General features: G+C 58.9%; 18 protein-coding genes. 4 read left to right on the top strand and 14 right to left on the bottom strand.

The features are described from left to right. Positions 1–64: 64 nt before the first annotated feature. Positions 65–847 carry a colicin immunity domain-containing protein gene (locus tag O1W68_RS20260; RefSeq protein WP_176224787.1) on the top strand — a complete coding sequence of 261 codons (783 nt, stop codon included), beginning with the start codon at positions 65–67 and terminating at the stop codon, positions 845–847. Positions 848–909: 62 nt separating this feature from the next. Here the strand turns inward: O1W68_RS20260 and O1W68_RS20255 are convergent, their stop codons facing one another. The 14 genes from O1W68_RS20255 to O1W68_RS20195 all read right to left on the bottom strand — a co-directional run bounded on the left by O1W68_RS20255 (position 910) and on the right by O1W68_RS20195 (position 14,719). After that, on the bottom strand, positions 910–1,731 hold the full coding sequence (locus O1W68_RS20255; protein WP_269306647.1) for a hypothetical protein: 822 nt from the start codon (positions 1,729–1,731) through the stop codon (positions 910–912). A gap of 250 nt (positions 1,732–1,981) precedes the next feature. Further along, the gene (locus tag O1W68_RS20250) at positions 1,982–2,806 is read right to left on the bottom strand and encodes a hypothetical protein (RefSeq protein WP_269306646.1); all 825 of its coding nucleotides are present in this window, start codon (positions 2,804–2,806) and stop codon (positions 1,982–1,984) included. Positions 2,807–3,185: 379 nt separating this feature from the next. Continuing rightward, entirely contained in the window at positions 3,186–3,566 is a 381-nt protein-coding gene (locus tag O1W68_RS20245) for a hypothetical protein (protein ID WP_269306644.1), read from the bottom strand. A 42-nt stretch (positions 3,567–3,608) separates the two neighbouring features. Then, positions 3,609–4,010, bottom strand: coding sequence for a hypothetical protein (locus tag O1W68_RS20240; protein WP_269306642.1), 402 nt, complete (start codon positions 4,008–4,010; stop codon positions 3,609–3,611). A gap of 317 nt (positions 4,011–4,327) precedes the next feature. Then, positions 4,328–5,751 (bottom strand): IS3 family transposase gene (locus tag O1W68_RS20235; RefSeq protein ID WP_442972423.1). Its coding sequence is split into 2 segments (ribosomal slippage): positions 4,328–5,385 and positions 5,385–5,751, totalling 1,425 coding nucleotides; the frame shifts between segments, so codons are not numbered across the junction. Positions 5,752–5,942: 191 nt separating this feature from the next. Further along, positions 5,943–6,758 (bottom strand): hypothetical protein, encoded by an 816-nt coding sequence (locus O1W68_RS20230; RefSeq protein ID WP_269306641.1) that lies wholly within the window; start codon positions 6,756–6,758, stop codon positions 5,943–5,945. 461 nt (positions 6,759–7,219) lie between these two features. After that, complete coding sequence (locus tag O1W68_RS20225; protein WP_269306639.1) at positions 7,220–8,044, bottom strand: hypothetical protein; 825 nt, start codon at positions 8,042–8,044, stop codon at positions 7,220–7,222. After that, positions 8,041–8,286, bottom strand: a complete 246-nt coding sequence (locus tag O1W68_RS20220) for a hypothetical protein (RefSeq protein ID WP_269306637.1) — start codon at positions 8,284–8,286, stop codon at positions 8,041–8,043. Before O1W68_RS20220 ends, O1W68_RS20225 begins: the two co-directional genes overlap by 4 nt. A 900-nt stretch (positions 8,287–9,186) precedes the next feature. Further along, complete coding sequence (locus O1W68_RS20215) at positions 9,187–10,005, bottom strand: hypothetical protein (protein WP_269306635.1); 819 nt, start codon at positions 10,003–10,005, stop codon at positions 9,187–9,189. After that, a complete protein-coding gene (locus O1W68_RS20210) occupies positions 10,002–10,562 on the bottom strand; it encodes a hypothetical protein (protein ID WP_269306633.1) in 561 nt (186 codons plus the stop codon). Before O1W68_RS20210 ends, O1W68_RS20215 begins: the two co-directional genes overlap by 4 nt. Continuing rightward, positions 10,510–10,989, bottom strand: coding sequence for a YbaB/EbfC family nucleoid-associated protein (locus tag O1W68_RS21645; RefSeq protein ID WP_442972421.1), 480 nt, complete (start codon positions 10,987–10,989; stop codon positions 10,510–10,512). Before O1W68_RS21645 ends, O1W68_RS20210 begins: the two co-directional genes overlap by 53 nt. Before the next feature lie 42 nt (positions 10,990–11,031). Beyond that, a complete protein-coding gene (locus O1W68_RS20205; protein ID WP_269306632.1) occupies positions 11,032–11,856 on the bottom strand; it encodes a hypothetical protein in 825 nt (274 codons plus the stop codon). Further along, positions 11,853–14,411, bottom strand: coding sequence for a TPR repeat region-containing protein (locus O1W68_RS20200; protein WP_269306630.1), 2,559 nt, complete (start codon positions 14,409–14,411; stop codon positions 11,853–11,855). Before O1W68_RS20200 ends, O1W68_RS20205 begins: the two co-directional genes overlap by 4 nt. Then, a complete protein-coding gene (locus tag O1W68_RS20195; protein ID WP_269306628.1) occupies positions 14,408–14,719 on the bottom strand; it encodes a hypothetical protein in 312 nt (103 codons plus the stop codon). The genes O1W68_RS20200 and O1W68_RS20195 overlap by 4 nt, the downstream gene beginning before the upstream one ends. Before the next feature lie 787 nt (positions 14,720–15,506). On the opposite strand from O1W68_RS20195, the gene O1W68_RS20190 reads away from it, so the two are divergent. From O1W68_RS20190 to O1W68_RS20180, 3 genes are read left to right on the top strand one after another with little or no spacing between them, the layout of a single operon-like run. After that, the gene (locus tag O1W68_RS20190) at positions 15,507–15,818 is read left to right on the top strand and encodes a WXG100 family type VII secretion target (RefSeq protein ID WP_269306625.1); all 312 of its coding nucleotides are present in this window, start codon (positions 15,507–15,509) and stop codon (positions 15,816–15,818) included. Then, positions 15,815–16,117, top strand: coding sequence for a WXG100 family type VII secretion target (locus tag O1W68_RS20185; protein ID WP_269306623.1), 303 nt, complete (start codon positions 15,815–15,817; stop codon positions 16,115–16,117). Before O1W68_RS20190 ends, O1W68_RS20185 begins: the two co-directional genes overlap by 4 nt. Next, on the top strand, positions 16,114–16,557 hold the full coding sequence (locus O1W68_RS20180; protein WP_269306621.1) for a hypothetical protein: 444 nt from the start codon (positions 16,114–16,116) through the stop codon (positions 16,555–16,557). The genes O1W68_RS20185 and O1W68_RS20180 overlap by 4 nt, the downstream gene beginning before the upstream one ends. Positions 16,558–16,622: the final 65 nt, after the last annotated feature.

Below are 16,622 nucleotides of genomic sequence, written 5' to 3'. Positions count from 1 at the left end.
CTGCGTCCAAGGAGATAGGAATCCTGGACGCCTGTGCGCCAGCACTCGACTATCCGGGAGTGACGTGACAGACGACGTTGTTCGTGCCCTGATCGTGGCGTCGCGTTCCGCCGCCTTCGATGCGCGCGACGAAGCGGCCATGAGAATGGCAAACCATCTGGACGACTCAGGAGTCCGCCGACGACTTGTCGAGATGTTGGACGATCCCGACATCGCCGTGCAGGTTTCCGCGGTCGAAAGCCTCGCCACACGAGGCGGACGATCGGGAATCGAAGCGATATTGCACAACCTGGGTGTTCGGATCGACGATCCGGACGCCGACAGCATGGTCGGCAAACTCCAGGAATTGCAGGGCTGGGAGCGGGCACCAATTCTGCAGACGGCGCGCGTGTTGATCTCCGAAGGAACGACACCGGCTACGGAACGTGCGATCGAGGAACTGGAACGGTTGTTCGGCCACTACGTCGAACAGAAAGGTCTACGGCGCAACTACGCCAGAGATCTCCAAAAGTGGCTGCGGCGTATAACCGCTCGACGTCGACCCAACCTTCCGCAAAGGACCGGTTCGATATACGTACAGTGCGCTGTCTTCATTCCTACGATCCAAAATTTCGTCAATCACGAACTGTCAGTGGAAGACTTCGAAGCCCAGTACCTACGCTTGGTGAACGACTGGCCGGCAAGCCTGGATCCGGCTGTATCAGGGACCGTCAATCAATTGTTTATCGACATCGACGCGTTCGTATCGGACGAGGCCCTGCGCGGCTGTGGCGATCTCGACGAACAGCAACTTCGACTGTGTGCACAAGACGCACTTTCCGAACTGATCGAACTGCAGCGCCGATAAATAACTGGTTATCCGTGGGCGCTTCCCAATTCATGTCAGTCATAATTCCGAATTCCCCGTCATTAGTGGCCATCTGGCCATCCGGGGTACGCAGTCTGCACCGGTGGCGGAGTGCCCCTGGCGTAGGCATTGCGAGTGATGATTCGTGGTGCGTCTGGGTAGAGCGATTGCGCCCATGGGGCGCAACGACCTTTGCCAGACGTGACCGGATCGATATCTATGAAGCCGTCGATTTCCCAACCGCCGAATTGGTTGCCTGCGGGCGTTTGCCAGTGCAGGGCATCGCCTACCGGTGAAGACGATGGTTGGGCCGCAGGTGACGTTAGGGGGTCGCCGGTGCGAATAATATTCGAGCGAAGCTCTTGTCCGTCACCATTTGTGAGCCGCGATGGCGAATACTTTCCGTCTGCATTTACGTCGAGGCCGACGGCGACTAGACATGACAGTACGTCGAAGCCAGCGTCCGTCGGGATGACCTGTTGGATGTGACCGTGGACTGTACCGACAAACGGACCCTGTCCTGTGTCGGCCTGAAAAAGCGAGTACAGCGGGCCGCCTGCCTCGCTGTTCGAACTGGCCGCAAACCCTACATACGTATAGTCAAGGCCAACCATCAGCCCAATGACGAGCGACTCTCCGGCGGCGCGGATGATGGTTCCCTCAGCCGAGAACAGGTCGATACCAGGTTCTGCGGACCACACCATCGTGGCGTCGCGCACGCGATCAGGAACCTCGTAAACATCAATCGCTGGCCAAGGCGACATCGACGTTGTCTCTGGAGCGGCGCCGCCGTCGTCGTCGACGGAATCGCACGCTGCAACCGCGGTCAGCATCGTCAGCAGGACTGCGGTTCTCATCCTCGCCCGCCGGCTACGCTGTTTCATCCGTAGATCTCCGCTCGCCAAGTATTTTTCGAGTCACGAGATGATTCACCGCTTGCCGGCCAGTCCACAATTACTCCACTATTCGGGTTGTTTCCTTCGAGTCGAATCGCCGCGGCCAACTGATACCGCTGCTCACCCCCTGTAGCATTGCGTGCGCACTCGTCCAGTTTAAGTCGTCGAACTTTCATATCGAGTTCTTTATGAGTCAAAGCCATTACTCCTACCGAGCACCGTGTTGTTCTGAGCCAATTCAGTGGCTGCTGTCGGGCCAACCGGGGTATGCCGGTTGCACCGGGGGTGGATTGTCTCTGGCGTAAGCGTCACGGGCGATCGCGGGAGTCGTGTGCGGGTATAGCGATCGCGCCCACCGGGCGCATCGACCGTTCCCCGAAGTGGTCGGATCCCTGTCGGTGAAACCGTCGATTTCCCAGCCGATGAACTGATTGCCCGTGGGCGCCTGCCAGTGGCGACTATCCGGACCTGTTGAAGACGATGGTTGTGTCACCACTGGTGATTTCGCTGGCTCACCGGTGCGGATGAACCGTGAACGTAGCTCACCTCCCTCACCGCCCGCGAGCCCCGACGGGCTGTATTTGCCGTCGACTTTCACATCGAGGCCGACGGAAAGCACGCACGAGATGACATCAAAGCCGGCCTCAGTGGGAACGATCTGCTGGAGGTGACCGTGAAGTGTCCCCGCGAACGGACCTTGTCCGGTGTCGGCTCGGAACAGTGAATACAGCGGGCCGCCGGCCACGCTGTTCGAACTGTCTGCAAAACCCAAATACGTGTAGTCGAGCCCAGCCAAAGACCCGATAGCGAAGGACTCTAGAGCAGCGCGAATCAGTGTTCCCTCGGTTGCAAGGAGATCGATACCCGGTTCAGCAGACCAGACCATCGTTGCGTCACGGATCTGGTCAGGAACTTCATAGACATCTGTGGCCTGCCGATGTGAGGCTGACGTCGTCGCTGGCGCCCCATCGTGCTCGGTGGTTGAATCGCACGCTGCGACACCACCCAGCATTGCCAACAGAACAGCGGCGGCCAAACGCATGATTCGCCCTCCTTCGCTCATCCGTGAATCCTCACTCTGCTTCTCGGGTCATGTCACGATTCATCGGTTGCTAGCCAAGCCAGGATCTCGCCACTGGTTGGGCTCTTCCCTTCGGGCCGACTCACCATTGCCAGCTGATCCCACTGCTCGTCCCCCGTCGCGTTGCGTGTGTACTCGTCGAGCTTCGGAATTCCGCGTTCCCTGCATCGAATCCGAATGTCGATGTGTCAAGCGTGATCTCGCGGCTCATAGGCGCTTCGCGATCATCCACCGACAGTACGTAGGGCTTCATGAACTCAGAACCAGCTGGGACGGCGATTCCTCCCCGGCGCCATTCCCCCAGCGACCTGATCTCACCGAGATCAGCTCCCAACATGCATGAATCCTGTTTTGAGCGTGGTTAACTGGCACTATCCGGCCATCCCGGGTAGGCCGGCTGAACGGGGGGCGGGTTGTCTCGGGCGTATGCCTCACGAGAGACGATGGGCTCCGCGTCCGGATACAGTGATCTCGCCCATGGAACGCAACGACCACTTTCCGCCGTGCCAGGTTCAACATCAGCAAATCCGTCGATTTCCCACCCGGCAAACCTGTTATCGGTAGGTGCCTGCCAATGCAAATTCTCGGACTCCTGGATGGACGACGGCATGGATTCACGTGCTGTCGTTGTCTTGTCGCCGGTGCGGATGAAGCGTATGCGCAGTTCTTCTCCCGCTATATCAGTCAGGAGCGACGGCGAGTACTTGCCGTTCTCGAGGACGTCGAGCCCGATCGACAGCACGCACGTGAACGCCTCGAATCCGTTATCACTTGGATTGACTTTTTAAATACGACTATGAATCGTTCCTGCGAACGGACCGTCGCCGGTAGCGGATTCGAAGATTGAGTATATCGAATCCCCGCCTTTGTAGTTGCCGCTGGCCGCGAAGCCTCGATATGTGTAGTCCAAGCCAACCGTAGCTCCAATAGCTATCGATTCCTGGGCGGCGCGGATCAAAGTACCCTCGGCAGAAAAGAGGTCGACCTCCGGCTCTGCGGACCACACCATAGTGGCATCACGCAGTTCATCTGGAACTTCATAGACGTCGGAGCCGGACGAACGCGACGTCGACGACGTCTGTTGGATAGAAATGTCCTCGATAGGAGACCCGCACGCTGCCCCCGCAGTCAGAATCGTCAGCAGGACGGCGATTACCGTCCGAATGCGTCGACTTCGCTGTTTCATCTGTAAATCCTTAAGGGCCACTGGTTGTTTGACAGGCTCTGAGACGATTCCAATTACGACTTACGCCCGAAGTCGCCATCAACATTGTCCCGCTCATCATTCATGCGGTGGCCGGAAGAGTGCCCTGAGGCACTCTGATATTCCAGGCTGGCCATGTCGGACTGACACAGCTCTCCAGATAGCGATTCACGCGCCACATGCGCAGGTCTTTGACCAGCGCGGGTTTCAGCCGCCGGGCTGGTGCCGATAGTCGCGTCTGCGAAACGAGCCACGATCGGGTCGTCGGAATTTGTCAAGGTGGATGAGTCCAGTGGGTGTTACGCCGCTATCGAATCGTGCTCTTGATCGGTGTCAGTTGTTTCTGCTGGTTTGTTGATCCACGCGGTGTCGGGGAGGTCGAGGATTTTCGGAGTGGCATTGGTGCCGAAGCGATGCGGATGTGCAGCGCGTGCAGCATCGAGGACGAGACGGCGTTCGGCTGCTTTGCGTGCAGCCAAGCCGTAGTGAACATCGGCGGGAGTGTGCAGTCCGATACCGGTGTGGCGATGTTCGTGGTTGTACCAATCGGTGAAGATATCCATGAATTCCCTTGCCTCGCTCAGTGATCGGAACCGATCCGGGAAGCCGGGGCCGTACTTCAAAGTTTTGAACAACGACTCCGAGTAAGGGTTGTCGTTCGACACCCTTGGCCGGGAATGGCTTCGGGTGACCTCGAGATCCGCGAGCAGTGTCGCGACGGTTTTACTGGTCATCGAGGTTCCGCGGTCGGCGTGTACGACGTGCGGGACGCCATGAATCGAGAAGATCTGTTCCATCAGTTCTTTTGCCAGCACACCGGATTCATGATTATGAACATGCACACCGACGATATAGCGGGAGTAGATGTCGATCATCACGTACGCATCGAAGTACTGCCCCTTCACCGGGCCGGCGAGTTTGGTGATGTCCCAGGAGTACACCTGCCGCGGCGCGGTCGCGACCAGCTCCGGGCATGCCCTGGCCGGGTGCCGCGCGAGTCGCCGTCGATCGCTGACCTGTCTGTTCTCGCGCAACACTCGATACATCGTCGACACCGAACACAGGTAGATGCCCTCGTCGAGGAGTTGGGCGTAGATCTGTAGCGGTGCGAGGTCGACGAACCGTTCGCAGTTGAGGACCTCGAGGATGCGTCGCCGTTCGCTGGTGGTGACTTTGTTGACCGGCTCCGCCGCTGGTTCCTGCGGCACCGGCGGTGTCGGTGCTGTAGCTGCGACACTTCGACGTGTCGCCGTCGATCGGTGCAAACCGGTGAGAACGCTGCCCTCGCGGGAGCTAATTCCGATGCCGGTCAGTGTGGTGTAGGCAGTGGTCATCGCTTGTTGTTCTTCTCGTCGAAATCCGCGCTCTCGGAGAGAGATTCCAAGAGCGCGTGTGCTTTTCCCATGATATCCAGTGCAGCTTCGGTGGTGTTCAGGCGCTTGTTCGCGCGGTTCAACTCACGGGTGAGGCGGGCGATCTCGGCTTGCTCGGCGGTGAGCTTGCCGACCTTCTCGCCGGGCTTTTTGCAGACGAGAACACCGGCGTCGCGGTGTTTGCGCCATTCGCTGATCAACGACGAATACAGTCCCTCGCGGCGTAGGTATGCCCCGCCGTCGCCGCTCTCGCAGGCTTGCTCGTAAGCACGCACGTGTTCGATTTTCTCCGCCGCGGTGAACGCGCGTCGCCGTCGTGGTCCGTCTGCTCTCGGATGCGCTGAATCCATGCGTTCATTGTCGCCGCTGACCGGCGTCTTGGTGGTGATGGCCATGGTGTGTGTCGATCCGTATCTCGCCCTGCATCAGGCCGGGTTGCTATGAACCAGTGGACTCACCTCACCCTGGCACGCAGGGCGTCGCGGAACTCAAGGGTCATAGCGATTACCTCCTATGAAACACGTAAGTCGTTTAGGGCTGGTCAGTTGCTACCGTCGGGCCATCCCGGGTAGGCCGGCTGCACCGGGGGTGGAGTGACCCTGGCGTACGCATCGCGAGGGATAACGGCTGGCGCATCTGGATATAGCGATCGTGCCCATGCGACGCATCGACCAGTTCCCGAAGTGACTGGGTCGATATCGACGAAACCGTCTATTTCCCAACCCTTGAATTCGTTGCCGGTCGGTGCCTGCCAGTTCGAACGATCGGACGCTGGTACCGACGGTGAAGACGCGGGTTCCGCTTTGAGGTCACCGGTACGGATGAACCTCGATCGTTGCTCTCCTCCATCACCCTCCGTAATGCGCGACGGAACGAACCGGCCATCCACGAGTTTGTCCAGGCTGACGGCGAGCACGCAAGACAATACGTCGAAACCGACTTCAGTCGGGATAATTTGCTGAATATGACCGTGAATCGTCCCGGAGAATGGGCCTTCCCCTGTGTCATCCTCGAACCCCCCGAACAACCCGCCGCCGCCCCGACTGTTCGAGTTGTCCGCGAAACCGAGATAGGTGTAATCGAGACCGATCATCAGCCCGATAGCAAACGACTCTTCAGATGCGCGAACCAAGGTCCCCTCGATAGACAAGAGGTCGATTCCGGGTTCAGCAGACCAGACCATCGTGGCGTCACGCAGTTGATCTGGCACTTCGTAGAAATCGGTGGCGGGCCAACGCGGTACCGAAGTTGTTTCTAGGGCCAGGCGGTCATCAACGGCAGAATCGCACGCTGTGACAACGGTGAGCGTCATCGCCAGAACGGCGACGAACATCCGGGGCCATTCAAGTACCCTCATCCATAAATCCTCGTTGGCCATTTGTTGTTCAAGCTTCTGGATGCTTCATCGCTTGCCAACCAATCCAATATTTCTGCGCTGGTCGGACTATTTCCCACGGGTCGAATCGCTGTCGCGAGAGGGTGTCGCTGTCGATCACCTGTAGGAGTGCTGCCGTATTCTTCAAGATGCTTGATTCCGGCACCGCTGATCAATTTCGTACTGACCTCGTCTCCTGAACTCTGCTCTGCTCCAAACACATACCGAGTACGATTCGCCGCTTGAATCGATCTCGAACCCATTCCACCGGCAACGATTCGCCCCTCGGTCCACGCCGCGGTGAACTTCAAGTTCCGCGCGTCGGCCGCTTCCTGGTGGTCGAGTCCAGTGGTATCCAGATTCGAGGATTTCCGGTCCTGCTTTGACGGTGAGAATTGCGTGCGCGCTTCCAAATTCATATCAGGCATAGTTCTAAATTCCCATCATTCGCCGTCGTCTGGCCATCCCGGATAGGCAGGCTGCACTGGGGGTGCGTTGTCGTTCGCATAAGCATCACGAGCGATGACTGGAGTCGTGTCCGGGTATAGCGATCGCGCCCAAGGAACGCATCGCCCGCTTCCCGAAGTGCTGGGATCTCTGTCGGTGAAACCATCGATTCCCCAATCAACGAATTGATTTCCCGTGGGTGCCTGCCAGTGTCTTTCGCCGGATTCTGGTGTGGCTGTTCGCGAGGGCGCGGGAGCTTCCGATGTCTCTGCGACGGTGCGGAAAAATCGCGAGCGCAACTCTGCCCCCTCACCATTGGAGATCCGCGATGGGGAATACTTCCCGTCGGCGAGTACGTCGAGACCAACGGAGAGCAAGCACGAAATCACATCGAAGCCTGTGTCGGTCGGAATGATGCGCTGAATATGACCGTGAATTGTCCCGACGAACGGACCCCGTCCGGTGTCATCATCGAATCCCCCGTACAACCGACCGCCGCCCGGAATTTTCGAACTCGCCGCAAAGCCCAAATAAGTGTAATCGAGGCCGACCATCATACCAATAGCGAATGACTCCAAAGCCGCACGAGTCACAGTGCCCTCATCGGAGTAGAGATCAATACCTGGTTCTGTGGACCACACCATCGTGGCATCCCTGATTCGATTGGGCACCACATAGACAGCATCGGCGGACAAACGCGATGTCGACGACGGCTCCTGGAGGGACCTGTCCTCGACAGGAGACCCGCACGCTGGCAACGCAGTCAGGATCGTCAGCAGGACGGCTTCTACCATCCGCATGCGTCGACTTCGCTGTTTCATACGGAAATCTCCAAGGGCCACTGGTTGTTCGAACCACGGGATGCTTCACCACTTGCCAGCCAGGTCAGAATCTCTCTGCCTGTCGGAGTATTTCCCATGGGTCGGATCGCCGCGGCTAGGATTTCCCGTTGCCCATCACCTGTCGCACTACGCGCGTACTCGTTGCTGCGGTGGTTGCCCACAGAGGTCTCCAGCGTCGCCGCTATCCGCCCCAGACGATCGTCGACACCCGCATCGGGCATCACCACCGCTCCAACGCTCGCCTTGACACTCAACTGTGTCCCCAACGACCTGATCTCAACGAGATCCGCTCCCTGAAATTCCCCCAACAGATTCTCTCCCCCAAGAGTTACCTCACAATGCGGCCACCGCATTTGCCAGCGTTCGACAAAAACACTCAGGCGATGGCTTTACCAAGGCAGTAGTCTGCCACAACTACGGGACGGTGAGCAGTTCAGTTCCCGCCACCGCCGAGGAGACACTCATCGTTTGTGCACCTCGATGAGGATACGAGTCGGATGCGCGCACTGGAGACTGTGCGTCTCCAACCTGGGCCGTGTATTGAAATGTGCATGTTCCTCCGGGCGTCCATAGGCCTGGGGCGATCAGTGCCCATTGCCCGGCCACGGAGTCTTAGGTGTTCCATCGTTGCAATGTTGCACATCATCTCGCCATTCCCGTACCGCGAAGAGTCAGGTACACGATCCGAAGAACGAGAGAAACGAACGCTAGAAACGACATCCAGTCGTTCGACATCTCGAACAGGACACGTCGAGATGTCGGTCTTCAACTCTGCGTCGAACTTAACGGTCCCGACGGTTTCGATTCCGCCAGTGAGGGAGGTTTCTTCGCTGGTAGCGTTGAGACTATTCCAACCACGACTTACGCCCGAAGTAACCGTCAACATCGTCCCGTTCATCAGTCATGCGCTGGCCGTAGAGTGCCCTAGGAAACTCTGACTCTCTAGGCTGGCCAGATCTGGCTGACCCAGCTCTCCAGATAGCGATTCAAGCGTCACCTGCGCGGGTCTTTGATCAGCGAGGGTTTCAGCCGCTGGGCTGTTGCCGACGGACTTTCGCGCCTCGTTTCTCTCGAATCAGAGCGGTAACCCTTACCTCACACGAATCTTGTTCTGAGCGTGCTTAATTGCCATCGTCAGGCCATCCTGGGTACGCAGGCTGCACCGGAGGTGGGTTGTCGTGGGCGTACGCATCAGGCGGAATCTTCACTGCCACATCCGGGTACAGTGATCGAGCCCATGGCGCACAACGACCGTTCCTCGATGTGGCTGGGTCTTGATCGATGAAACCATCGATTTCCCACCCCACGAATTCGTTGCCTGACGGCGCCTGCCAATGCAACAAGTCGGGAGACGACGCCGAAGGCAGCGGTGTAGGCGAAGTTACTGTTGAGGACTCGCCAGTGCGGACGAAGCGAGAGCGCTGCTCACTGCCCTCCCCGCCGGTAAGTCGGGACGGGGCGTACTTTCCGTCGTGCTGTCTGTCGAGGCCGACCGCTAGAACGCAGGACAGGACGTCGAAACCACCGTCGATTGGGATGATCTGTTGGACACGTCCGTGGATCGTTCCTGCGAATGGGCCTTGCCCGGTGTCGTCCCGGAACCCACCCAAGATGCCGCCACCGCCCAGACTGCCCGAGCTCTTCGCGAACCCCAAATAGGCGTAATCGAGACCGAGCATCAATCCGATGACGAACGACTCTTCCGATGCACGGATCAACATCCCTTCCGAAGAGAGGAGGTCTACGCCCGGTTCCGCTGACCACACCATTGTCGCGTCGCGCAGGCGATCGGAAACCTCGTAGCCGTCGGACGACGGTCGAGGCGACACCGACGTTGTCACTGACACTGGACTGTCGTCTGCGACAGAACCGCACGCTGCGACCACAATCAACGTCGTCAGTACGGCGCAAAGTAGGGGAATGAGTCGAGTCGTTTTCATCCGAGGACCTTCCAGGGCCACTTGCTCTTCGGATCACTGGACGAATCGTCGCCAGCCGACCACTGCAGAATTTCTGCGCTGCCCGGGTTATTTCCGAGGGGCCGGATTGTCAACTCGAGAGAGTGTTGTTGGCCGTCATCTGTCGCATTGCGCGTCTTCTCATCGAGATCGGAGACCCCGCCACCGGCGATCAATCGCATGGCGCTTTGATTGGCGAGAAATCCGTCCGTACCCGCTGATTTCGAGAATCCGCGTGCCACATCGGAGTAAGAAAGCAACGATTTTCCGTTCTCGCTCTTGTACACGTCAGGAACGTCGTTGATATCGATCGCGCCGCTATGAACAAGGGCGTCGAGAATGTTGAACCTTCTGTAATCTGCACTACCCCAGTCGCTGGCCACGTACTTACCAACCTCGCCGTTGAAGCTGAATTGCGATAAATTAGCGCAAGTAGGTAGATGGCGCGATTCGACGAATTTAGAGACACGAACGATGGCACTGCGACTATTCCAACCACGACTTAGGCCCGAAGTACCCGTCGACATCGTTCCGCTCATCAGTCATGCGGTGGCCGGAAGAATGCGCTGAGAAACTCTGATATTCCAGGTTGGGCTGACACAGCTCTCCAGATAGCGATTCCCGCATCACAGGCTCGGGTCTTGGAGCGGCGTGGGCTTCAGTCGCTGGGCTGTTGCCGATAGTCGCGTCTGCGATTCGAGCCACGATTGGGTCGTCGCGGAGTTCGGCCATGATCGCGGTCGATCGTATCTGGACTTCCTGCGAGGTAATTTGATATGCGCGCGCGATCAGGTCGGCCAGCGCTTCGGGTCCGCGTGACCACGCGTCGTGAGTGATTGAGAGTTCGGTGAGTCGGCCATTTGCGTCTGTCCGAATGGTGACACCGCCGAGGTGTGTGTTTCCCTGAACTTCGGCCACAGCCTGTTGAAGTCGTCGAACTTTGGCACCAAGTTCTTCGCGGGTCATAGCGATTGTCTCCTAGGGACACGTAAGTCGTTTGGGGCGTGGTCAGTTGCTACCGTTGGGCCATCCTGGATAGGCCGGCTGCACTGGGGGTGGAGTGTCCCTAGCGTAGGCATCGCGCGTGATGATTCGTGGTGCGTCCGGGTAGAGCGATTGCGCCCACGGGGCGCAACGACCCTTCCCAGACGTGACCGGATCGATATCTATGAAGCCGTCGACTTCCCAACCGCCGAATTGGTTGCCTGCGGGCGCTTGCCAGTGCAGGGCATCGCCTACCGGTGAAGACGTTGGTTGGGGCGCAGCAGGTGACGTCAAGGGGTTGCCGGTGCGAATAAAGCGCGAGCGAAGCTCTTGTCCGTCACCGTCGGTGAGCCGCGAGGGCGAATACTTTCCGTCTACGAGTACGTCGAGGCCGACGGAAAGCGCACATGACAGTACGTCGAATCCAGCGTCCGTCGGGACGACCTGTTGAATAAGGCTGTGGACTGTACCGACGAACGGACCCTGCCCTGTGTCGGCCTGAAAAAGCGAGTACATCGGGCCGCCGGCCACGCTGTTCGAACTGGCCGCAAAGCCTACATACGTATAGTCAAGGCCAACCATCAGCCCAATGACGAGTGACTCTCCGGCGGCGCGAATAACGGTTCCCTCAGCCGAGAACAGGTCGATACCAGGTTCTGCGGACCACACCATCGTAGCGTCACGCACGCGATCAGGAACCTCGTAGACATTGATCGCCGGCCAACGCGACGTCGACGTTGTCCCTGGCGCGAACCCGTCCTCGACAGCAGAATCGCACGCTGTAATCGCAGCCAACATCATCAACAGGACGACGCTGACCACTCGTACGCGTCGAAGTCTCGCACTCATCCGTGAATCTCCAAAGGCCATTGATTGCTCGAGTTACGAGAAGATCCGTTGCTCGCCAACCATTTCAGAATTTCTGCACTGGTTGGGTTATTGCCTTCGGGTCGAATCGCCGTCGCTAGGAGCTCCCGCTGCCCATCCCCTGTCGCATTGTCCGAGTACTCCTCAAGATTTAGAATTCCCGCATTTTTTATCAAATTTTCAGTGGTTGCCTTGGCAGTCGAACGCACAGAGTTTCCTTCCTCGGCCATGTACTTCTGTTCGGCATCAGAGTATTGAAGCAGCGTTGCGCCGTCGTCGGTCTTGTAGACATCGGGGACGTCGTTGATATCGATATATCCATTGCTGACGAGAGCTTCGAGAACATTGTGCCTTCTGAAATCGGCACTGCCCCAGTCGCTTGCCACATACTGACCGCTCCCCCTGTCGAAACCGAATGCCGAGGTGTCCAAAGTGATCTCGCGAGAGACCGGCGCATCGAGGTCGTCCACAGATAACACGTATGGCTTCAGGAACTCGGAACCAGCTGCGACGGCAATCCCTCCCGGACCCATTCCACCGGCAACGATTTGCCCCGCGGTCCACGCCGCGGTGAACTTCGAGTTCCGTGCTTCGGCTGCTTCCTGCTTGTCGAGACCCTCTTGCACGCGTTGGTCCATTTCGGTACTGAGACCGTGATCGACGAGCCACTGCAACCGATATGCCTGATCTCCGAGATCGCTGTATCCGGTTGTCGCAAATAGTCGATCCATCCGTTGGCTCTCGGCCAGCGCAGTACCGTTGATGATCTGACTGGCCTGATCATCGGTGTCGAGGATGCTGAAAATACGAAGAGGCTCGACGGGTCCGCCGATGTAATCCTTGCTGCCACCGAACTCACCGAATCCGTTGGTTTGGGTGACATCGCTGGTCATACCGGTCATGTCACCGACGAAGGGGGCAAGGGCTTCGGCGACCTGCCCTGCAGTCCCCTCCCCGATCTTTCCCTCACCGGACAGAAGAGTCGTGTAATTGTTCGTTCCATCGGATGATTCGGTGCTGGCCAGAATCTCAGCCAAGCCTCGGGCGGCGGACCCTGCGCGCACCGAATTCTCGTATTCCGGTGTCCCTTCGGGCGCGGTCGAGTGAGCCTCGCGCGGAATCCAATCCGTGAGAGATGCCATGGCCGTTCCGTCGTCGCGTTGAAGCAACGGCATCACTGCAGTATCAGCGTGGTATTCAGATCCGAGGATGTCTGGTCCTCCTTCGCCGGTGAGAATCGCGCGCACGCCGTCCGTATTACGGGAACCAAGCTCGATCGCCTTCTCGAGGGTTTCCGCATGACCAGGATTGTCCACGGGCTCGTTGCTGAAGGGCAGGGCTCCGCCATGGGCATCGATCGCCGCAGTGTGCATACCCTGCCGAATCAGTTCGGTCGACATCTTCGTCCCGGGCTCATTGCCCGCTTCTGCCAGCGCCATGGCGTCGAACAGTTTCGTCTGGCCCTCGACGAAGTTCTTCTGGTCGTCCACGATCGGACCGTCACCGGGATACGTCATCGCGTTGCTGTCCAGTCCGTCGATACCGCGACTTGGACGAGTCGAAATGAGGTCGCGCATGTCCTGCGGCAAGTTTTCGTAACTACCTGCACCCGTCAGATTGCCGTCGGCATCGCGGCCGGTGCCGACCTTCTCGTTGGACAACACCAGGACGCCATTGGCCAGCGAGGCCGCCGCTTGTTGGCCCGCCGGGCCTTGCGATTGCAGCTGCTGGCTTGCGGCCGTGAAGCCATCGACGCCGGCGGTGTTGTAGAACTCTTTCAAATATTGCTGGGTGCTCGCCGGGATCGTCGCCGTATCACCGTTGAGGTATGCCTGAAGCTGCGCCGGCTCCACACCTGTGGCACGCAGGTCTTCGATGAGTTCCGCGAGGACGTCCGCGGTTATCGGCTCACCGTCGTCCACGGCGTTTCGAATCTGGGTGCCGATCTCCTTGCCGTCTTCACCCGACAGCACCACCGAACCGAGGCTGGTACCGCCGGGCCCACCGTGTTGTTCGAGGTCGGCCAGACCGCCGTCCACCACCGATTTCAGTGCCGTCAGAGCAGATGCACAGTAAGCCAAATTCTCTTTCAGGCTGACCTGGAAGTCTGCTGCTTGCCGGTCGAGTCGGCCCTGCAGCACTAGGCGGAGGACGTCACCGTCGGTACCGGGAACGGTTGGGCTGGAGACAGTTCCATCAGGTCCCACAGACATGCCGTGGCGATCGACAGCGGCGTCCCGGGTGTTGACAATCACCGAACGGGACGCGTCGATCGTCTGCCCCTGGCTGATCAGAGCGTCCCCGACGATGTCCGTGGCGCGTTTCGACGCCGACGCAGTGAGAACTTCGGATACCGCACGCATCGACGCGGCCGTGCTGGCATCCCCTCGCCAAGTACTCGCACTCTTGTCGACTGCGAGGTCCACTTCCGCCAGGCAATCGGTGAGAGCGATCCCCGCCGACTTCATCGCCTCTCCCGCCGTGACCAACGTCAGCGGTTTCCACGATTCGACCTGGGGGATCGTCGGCGTCGTCACCGCCCGAGTCCTTCGATCAACGAGCCGAGCTGTCTACTGAACGCTTCTTCGACCGCTTCGTAAGTGGCCGCGGACGAGGTTGCCCCATCGGCCAGGACCTGCACAGCGCTGCGGTGTTTGGCCATAGCGGTCTCCAACGTCGTCATTATCCGACCCAGCAGAGCATCGATACCCGCATCGGGCATCATCACAGCTCCAACGCTCACCTTGGCAGGCCCCGCGATGTCCGCGACCGTGTTCGCCTTGACACTCAGCTGTGCCCCCAGCGACCTGATCTCATCGAGATCCGCTCCCAGCAATTCCCCCAACAGATTCTCTCCCCCAAGAGTTACTTCACAGTGTGGCCGCCACATTCGCCAGAGTTCGACGAAAGCGCCCCGGCCATGGGCTTTGCCAAGGCAGCAGTCTGCCACAATTACAAGCCGGTGAGCAGTCTTCAGTTTCCTCCTCCGAGGTGCCACTCATCGTTGGTGCACCTCGACGAGCAATCGAGTCGAATGCGCGCATCTTCCGACAGTCGGGCTGCTTCTCGGGAACAGCTCGGTGTTCATCCCCTTGATCCAAGACTTCGTAGAGGGACGAATCCCCGCACAGCCGGTCCGCGATTTGTTGCGGGCTCCACGCGCTCGTCTAACGGCGGTCCGCTTGCGTGGCTTGTTGCGGTCTTTCCACGAGGCCGATTGCCCACACGATTGCCGTTCTCGTCGCGGAGCAAACCCGCCAACTTCTTGCACGAATTCCCGAAGGTGTTCGTATTGCACTAGTTTCGTATCCTCTTGTCGCCTCGATCCGAGATCGTCCTTCCATTAAGCCACCGACGTACGGTCCTCGAGGTTCACACTGCGCATAGTGCACCCCTAAGTCACGAGACAGGCAGCGGTCGGACAAATTGTCGTCAGCGAGGCTGTCCGCCGACATCGGCAAGGCCGATGACATCGCGCTCGACCCATCGTGCGAGGTCGAACTCGTGGGACTCAAGGGCAGGTATCAGCTATTCCTGATCGACCTACTCGATCAGGATAAACACGGATAATTGAATTGACGACCATCAGCCGCGCATGCGGCCGATGGCGCTTTGCTGTAGTTTCACCTCGCATGGGCGACGGGGGAACCCCGGACGGGGTGTTGTCAGCAGATCCGGAACAAATCGCCGCGGTGGGGGCCGCGGCGCAGCAACTCGAGCAAACTTTGCGAAACGCGCTCGACGCCGTCAGCCGCGACGTCGATGCGGTCCGGTGGGACGGTCAAGCGGCACTCGCTTTCCGCGACACGTGGAAGCTGTTCCACGAGGATGGGTTTCGCATTGTCGATGCACTGAACTCACTGTCCGTCTCACTGAGTCAGTCAGCATCCGGTTATGACGTTACCGAGGATTGTTCCGCAACAAACATTGCGGGACACGTATGAGTACGCCGTTCCGCGTCGAACTCGACGACCTCGACGGTCTGATTGCGAGAATCAACGGTTTGGCAGGTTTTATTCGCGACGAACTAGATGAACTGGATCGCCGGGCAGCCGCGCTGATCGGTCCGGGCTGGGAAGGCCCGGCAGCCCGTGCATACGCCGACTCCCACAACCAATGGGCATACGCCGCATCTGCATTCGTCGAACACGTTCATCACATGGAGGCGCTCACGAGAAAGGCTCATGACGGATACTTATCGGCCACCGATATGAATACGCACATGCTCAGGACGCAACCGTGAATGTTGATCCGCAGGCATACTACGACACCGCAGCCGTGTGCGCTCGGGCATCCGAGTCGGTGCGTTCACGCGTCGAGGCATTGCGCGGTTCACTTAGCAAATGCACGGCTATGGTTGGCGACTACGACAGCGTCAAACAGTGGGGAACGGCTTACGACCAAAGCACGTATGACTTCTTTCACGCAGCAGAGGTGTGGGTCGACGCTTCGAGCAAGCTGGCAGAGGTCACGAGTGCTGCTGGGTACAACTGGGCTGTCGCCGAACACACTGCGCACCCGTCACCCGGTCCCGGACTGGGGCCTCCCGCACCACCGCAGACGTCGTCGTACCTGCAGTGCATGGCGCCTCCCCCGACGTCCCTCGGCCACAACGGGGATGCGGAATTTGTCAAGGTGGATGAGTCCAGTGGGTGTTACGCCGCTATCGAATCGTGCTCTTGATCGGTGTCAGTTGTTTCTGCTGGTTTGTTGATCCACGCGGTGTCGGGGAGGTCGAGGATTTTCGG

This window comes from Rhodococcus sp. H36-A4 (assembly GCF_027158005.1).
Taxonomy (GTDB): domain Bacteria; phylum Actinomycetota; class Actinomycetes; order Mycobacteriales; family Mycobacteriaceae; genus Rhodococcoides.
Note: the sequence above shows the minus strand (reverse complement) of the source record. Positions and strands in the feature narration are given on the sequence as shown.